Source organism: Candidatus Cyanaurora vandensis (assembly GCF_013285555.1).
Lineage (GTDB): Bacteria > Cyanobacteriota > Cyanobacteriia > Gloeobacterales > Anthocerotibacteraceae > Cyanaurora > Cyanaurora vandensis.
On the sequence record NZ_JAAXLT010000079.1, the window covers coordinates 1 to 4,955 of the forward strand.

Sequence of the window (4,955 nt, forward strand, 5' to 3'; positions counted from 1 at the left end):
GCTGGGGGTTGGGGGCGGCGGTTGAGCACCATGACTCTTTTTACCATTCCTGTAGGGTTGCTATATATGGGTTCCGCTTCTGATAACTGATAAGACCTGTCTTGCCTTCTATTCTACCTGCAAGCGTAGGACATCAATCTGAGCGCAGTAGGCTCGTAGCTAAAAACCTGGGGTAGGACTGTCAATTATTTTGCGTAAACAGTTGGGTAAACAGACGGTGCTCAAACAAAATCATGAAGCGACTTAACGCTGCTTTCTAAGCCTGGATGGGTCGTGTCCACCGACTGGCTACCTGCTGTGGACCTAGGTACAACGCTTTGAGGGCCGTCTCATCGCTCAGGAACACTCGCCTATGACCTTGCCGATGGTCGCATGGACTCTAGTGGTGTAAATCACCCGCCGAATCTCCCCAGGGAATTGCAGAAACGGTACCACCTGTTCCTAGTCCGTTCGCCGCCGCCTGCACGCTGGCGGCTTGACAGAGTCGGCTGTCACTCCCTTGTCGTCCTTGTTGCTAACAAAGCGCAGACTACTACGCACGTGAGGGTAAAGACCATTTACACAAACTAATTTTCAGTCCCAGTGATTAGCAGTTGTCGAAACCTCTTTACTAAGTGGAAATCCCCCCCGAGCTAGAGGTATTACTTAGAGAATTCTGAGACATTGGGTAGTGTCACAAGCGTATCCCTCAGGAGGATCTCATGGGTTTACAAGACCGGGCTGAAGCTACGGGTAAGAACGTCGAAGGTAAAGTTCAGGAAGCTTGGGGTGAACTGACGGGCGATCCCAAGGATAAGCTCGAAGGTCAAGCCAAACAAGCCAAAGCTGCGGCTGAACATGCCAAGGAAGACGTGAAAGACAACGTGAAAGATACCATTGACCGCGTTTAATTATTAATGAGTGGACCGTGCTTCTTGTAAGATAACGCGGTCCACAAATTTTTTAATTAAGCCATTGGCTTCAGGGGTTTCTCTGATGTTAGCGATAATATTTTCTAAAGGTTTAGGATCTTTAAGATAGCGATTTAGATAACGCTTCAGACGATTGCTCAGGTCCACGTCATCCATCTCAGGATGGAACTGAAACCCATAGAAAGGTTTATCCGCCACCCGCAGGGCTTGGTATGGACACTGCTCAGTAGCCGCCAGCAAAATACATCCTGCCGGGAAAACTGCTGCCCGTTCCTTGTGCCCACAGACCACCCAGGCATCCTGAGGGAAGTCATGGAATAACAGGTCAGTCTGGGCCGCCGCCGTCAAGCGCAGCGGGAAAGTACCTAATTCCATCCCCGCCTCATCCAATATCACCCGACCACCGAGAGCTTCCACCACCACCTGAAAGCCGAAGCAGGAAGCCAATACCGGGAACGATTGGTCTAGACAGTGGAGCAAAAGGGCTTTGAGGTCTTGAACAAACGGGTATTGCTCGGGTTGCAGGACAGAGGCATCGCTCGACCCACCGATAAACAAGGCATCGTACCCCTGGACGCAGGCAAGTGGGAGGGCTTGCTCAAAGACATTGAGCGTGGTGAACTGGATGAGTTTCAACTCGCTGTAGCGTACGAACTCCGCCAATTCTTCTTCACAGGTAAGACTATCTTGACGGATTTGGACTAGCAGGATTCTGAGGTCAGACATCTACACGCCGTAGGTCCGCTGGAGATACTGCTGGATGTCCACACTCTCAAACATTGCCGTCCCGGTGTTGGGGTCTACAAGATAAGGGACCTGCATTTTGCCGACCTTTTGGATGAAGGCTGGACGGCTGGGGCTATCGCGGGAGACATTGTGGAGGAGGTAGGGGATTTCCAGTTCACAGAGGGTCTCGCGTACCAAGCGGCAAAAGGGCGAAGCTTCATAACTCCATAGTTCGAGGGGCTGCTCCGGGGCACGAGAGGGCCGCGCATCCTGACCCTTCCCCATCCGCACGACTGTCGCCAGCCCAGAACCCACCATCACCAAGGGGTTCGATAGGATATCGGGGACATTACCATCGCCATAGGTCGTAAAGAGATAGCGCACAATATCATCGGACTCGTACATGGCCCGGTCCGTATTGGGGTCCACCAGATAGGGAAATAGCAGTTTGCCGCCCTTAGTTTGGGCCGTGGGGCGATAGCGGGTACCACCTTTAGGGCAGGGATAGACCATTACTTCTAGATCGAGGATCGTCAGGGCTTCCCGGACTTTACGGCAAAAAGGACAGGCTTCAAATTCATACAGGGCTAAGGGTTGCTCAGGACGGAGACCAAGAGGTCCGACCCACGCACTACTCCCCAACCGCGCAAAGGTGGCAACAACTGAACTACCAAGATCTAAAACGTCCATGCTGGTCCGGGTATAGGGCGGCTCTACTTTATCCCAGGGCCGGGTCACTGACAATGTACGCTAGAGGGAAATTGGGTTGCTCATGCTGCGCCGCTTAATTATTGAAATGGGGATGGGAGTAGACCAGCACGGACAAGAACCGACCGTAGCCTGCGCCCGCGCCGTCCGTAATGCCATTGCCCATAATGCACTGCCAGGGGTGTGGGAGGTGGCGGGTCTGACCGATCCCGACCAGATGGTAGTCGAGGTCCGAGTCGCTGTGCCCTACCCTGAACAAGTCCGCGTTGAGGAAGTCCTCGCTGTCCTCCCCTTTGGTCAAAAGTCCCTACAGGTGGAAGCGGGCGGCATGATTGTCCACGGCAGGGCAATCCCCGGCCTCCAGGACCGCAATGACGAGATGCTGGTTGCCGTGGCTGCTGTAACCGTCTGGGTAGAAGTAACCTAGCTTTGAGCCCTGACCCCTCAGGATTTAACAAGGGAATCTCAAGGGTGATCTATACTCAGCTACGCAGGTAGTAACGATTCCTACCACCCGAAAAATAGTTCTCATCGTCTATAACTCTGCTGCAATTTTCTCAGACCAGTCCTCGCCCGTCTCGAGTCGGGCTAATTTGAACAAACACTTACCTAGTTCTGGAGGCTTGAACCAAAATTTTTCTTTAGTACCCATCTCTTCAGGTGCTTTAGTGATATCTCCAGGAACTTTAAATCCTGAAAACTCGCTCATCAAAGCCTCTGGATCACTTGTTGCATCCATACTACGGGGTAAGTGATCATGCACTCCACGCCATCTGTAGGTACCCAGGTTGTGAAAACTTTAGCTCCACAGCCGCACCCCCACCAAGGCCAACAGCAACACCATTCCCCCCCAAACCGACCAGCCCAGCCAGCGCGGACCCACGGGCAAGAGCAACCCCGTCCCCACACTCCCCAACCCGACCACCACCGCCGACCCCACCCAAGAAGTGTGAAACATAAACGCTAAAATCACCGCCGCATAAACCATCGCCACCGCCGGAGCCAGCGTTCCCCCCGCCGGAAGTAAGTAGCGCACCAGAAGGACCCACAGCACCGCCACCGCCAACCAGCCCCAATAGCCCCAACTAAAAAAACTAAAAAGCCACCACCCCACCCCTTGCCCGAGATCCTCGACCGTCAACAACCCCAGGTACAATAACCGCACCGTAGTCACACAGCCCCCCAGAGCCAACAAAAAGCTCAAGGTGACATCCCAATCCCGGTCTGTGAAACGATAAATCAGCCCAACTCCATGCTCTCTCTCTAGCATTGTCGGGGGATCACGGGTAAATGTGCCCACATCTCGAGAGCCGTGTCCGATAATAAACCCATGGGCTCAGGTGAAAAATGAAAAATTTTGATGCGGTAGTGATGTCCACCTACGGACGTTTCCCGGTTGCCATGGCGCGTGGGGCGGGCTGTCGGCTGTGGGATACCGAGGGCCGGAGCTACCTAGATTGCGTCGCCGGGATTGCCACCTGTGCCCTAGGCCACAGTCATCCCGCCATGGTCCAAGCCATCACTGCCCAAGCAAGCCGCCTCATTCATGTCTCCAATCTTTATTACATCCCCGAACAGGGCCAACTCGCCCAATGGTTAGTTGACCGCTCCGTCGCCGACCAAGTATTTTTTGCTAACTCCGGGGCTGAGGCCAACGAGGGCGCGATTAAATTGGCCCGTAAATACGCCCTCACCCGACGCGGAATCAGCCAGCCAGAAATTATTACCGCCCACCAGAGTTTCCACGGACGGACCATGGGCACCGTGACCGCCACCGGTCAGCCCAAATACCAAAAATATTTCGCGCCCCTCCTACCGGGCTTCCACCATGTCCCCTATAACGACTTCACCGCCCTGGAAGCCGCTTTGAACCCCAATACGGCAGCAATTTTGCTGGAGCCCTTGCAGGGTGAGGGGGGCGTCCTCCCCGGTGAACGCGACTATTTCCAGGCCGTGCGTCGGATCTGTGATGAGCGCGATATGGTCTTAATTCTGGATGAAGTCCAAGTCGGGATGGGCCGCACGGGTAATCTCTGGGCCTATCAACACCTCGGCATCGAACCGGATGTCTTCACCCTCGCCAAAGCCCTCGGCGGTGGTATCCCGATTGGAGCCCTGTGTGCGCGTTCCAAGTTTGCCGTCTTTGAACCGGGCGACCACGCGAGCACTTTTGGCGGCAATCCCTTCGCCTGTGGGGTCGCCCTCGCTGTCTGTGAAACCCTAGAAACCCAGAACTTGATTGCCAATGCCCGACTGCGGGGCGAACAACTACAGCAGGGTCTCACCCAATTAGTCCATCAGTTCCCAGAACAATTGGCGGGTGTGCGCGGCTGGGGCTTAATCCAGGGGTTAATTCTTAAAGACAACAACGCCGTAGCCGTGGTCCAACGCTGTCTAGAACAGGGTTTACTCGTAGTTGCCGCCGGACCCCAGGTTGTACGTTTCGTGCCGCCCCTTATCATCACGGCGGCTGAAGTTGAGGAAGCCCTGCACAGTCTAGCCATGGCATTGGAGGCCCCTCCGCCCCACTCGTGGGGAACCAAGGCAAAAGAAGGGATTTACGCCTCTGCTCCACTTGTGGGGGAGGGGCCTCCAATGCCATGGCTAGAC

Annotated in this window: 7 protein-coding genes; 3 read left to right on the forward strand and 4 right to left on the reverse strand. The window is 54.6% G+C overall.

Annotation, left to right across the window (positions count from 1 at the left end; genetic code table 11):
- Positions 1–701 precede the first annotated feature (701 nt).
- Positions 702–890 carry a CsbD family protein gene (locus HFM78_RS05205; RefSeq protein ID WP_287128364.1) on the forward strand — a complete coding sequence of 63 codons (189 nt, stop codon included), beginning with the start codon at positions 702–704 and terminating at the stop codon, positions 888–890.
- A gap of 3 nt (positions 891–893) precedes the next feature.
- Here HFM78_RS05205 and HFM78_RS05210 read toward each other — a convergent pair whose 3' ends face one another.
- Together HFM78_RS05210 and HFM78_RS05215 are read right to left on the reverse strand one after the other, a co-directional pair.
- On the reverse strand, positions 894–1,637 hold the full coding sequence (locus HFM78_RS05210) for a type 1 glutamine amidotransferase (protein ID WP_287128365.1): 744 nt from the start codon (positions 1,635–1,637) through the stop codon (positions 894–896).
- Entirely contained in the window at positions 1,638–2,327 is a 690-nt protein-coding gene (locus HFM78_RS05215) for a glutathione S-transferase N-terminal domain-containing protein (RefSeq protein ID WP_287128366.1), read from the reverse strand.
- Between the two features lie 82 nt (positions 2,328–2,409).
- Between HFM78_RS05215 and HFM78_RS05220 the strand changes: the two genes are divergently transcribed.
- Complete coding sequence (locus HFM78_RS05220; RefSeq protein ID WP_287128367.1) at positions 2,410–2,772, forward strand: Lin0512 family protein; 363 nt, start codon at positions 2,410–2,412, stop codon at positions 2,770–2,772.
- Positions 2,773–2,880: 108 nt separating this feature from the next.
- On the opposite strand, the gene HFM78_RS05225 is transcribed toward HFM78_RS05220, so the two are convergent.
- Positions 2,881–3,084 (reverse strand): hypothetical protein, encoded by a 204-nt coding sequence (locus HFM78_RS05225; protein WP_287128368.1) that lies wholly within the window; start codon positions 3,082–3,084, stop codon positions 2,881–2,883.
- A gap of 60 nt (positions 3,085–3,144) precedes the next feature.
- On the reverse strand, positions 3,145–3,645 hold the full coding sequence (locus HFM78_RS05230) for a hypothetical protein (RefSeq protein WP_287128369.1): 501 nt from the start codon (positions 3,643–3,645) through the stop codon (positions 3,145–3,147).
- A gap of 47 nt (positions 3,646–3,692) precedes the next feature.
- Between HFM78_RS05230 and HFM78_RS05235 the strand changes: the two genes are divergently transcribed.
- The coding region (locus HFM78_RS05235; protein ID WP_287128370.1) for an acetylornithine transaminase at positions 3,693–4,955 on the forward strand (1,263 nt) is incomplete at its 3' end.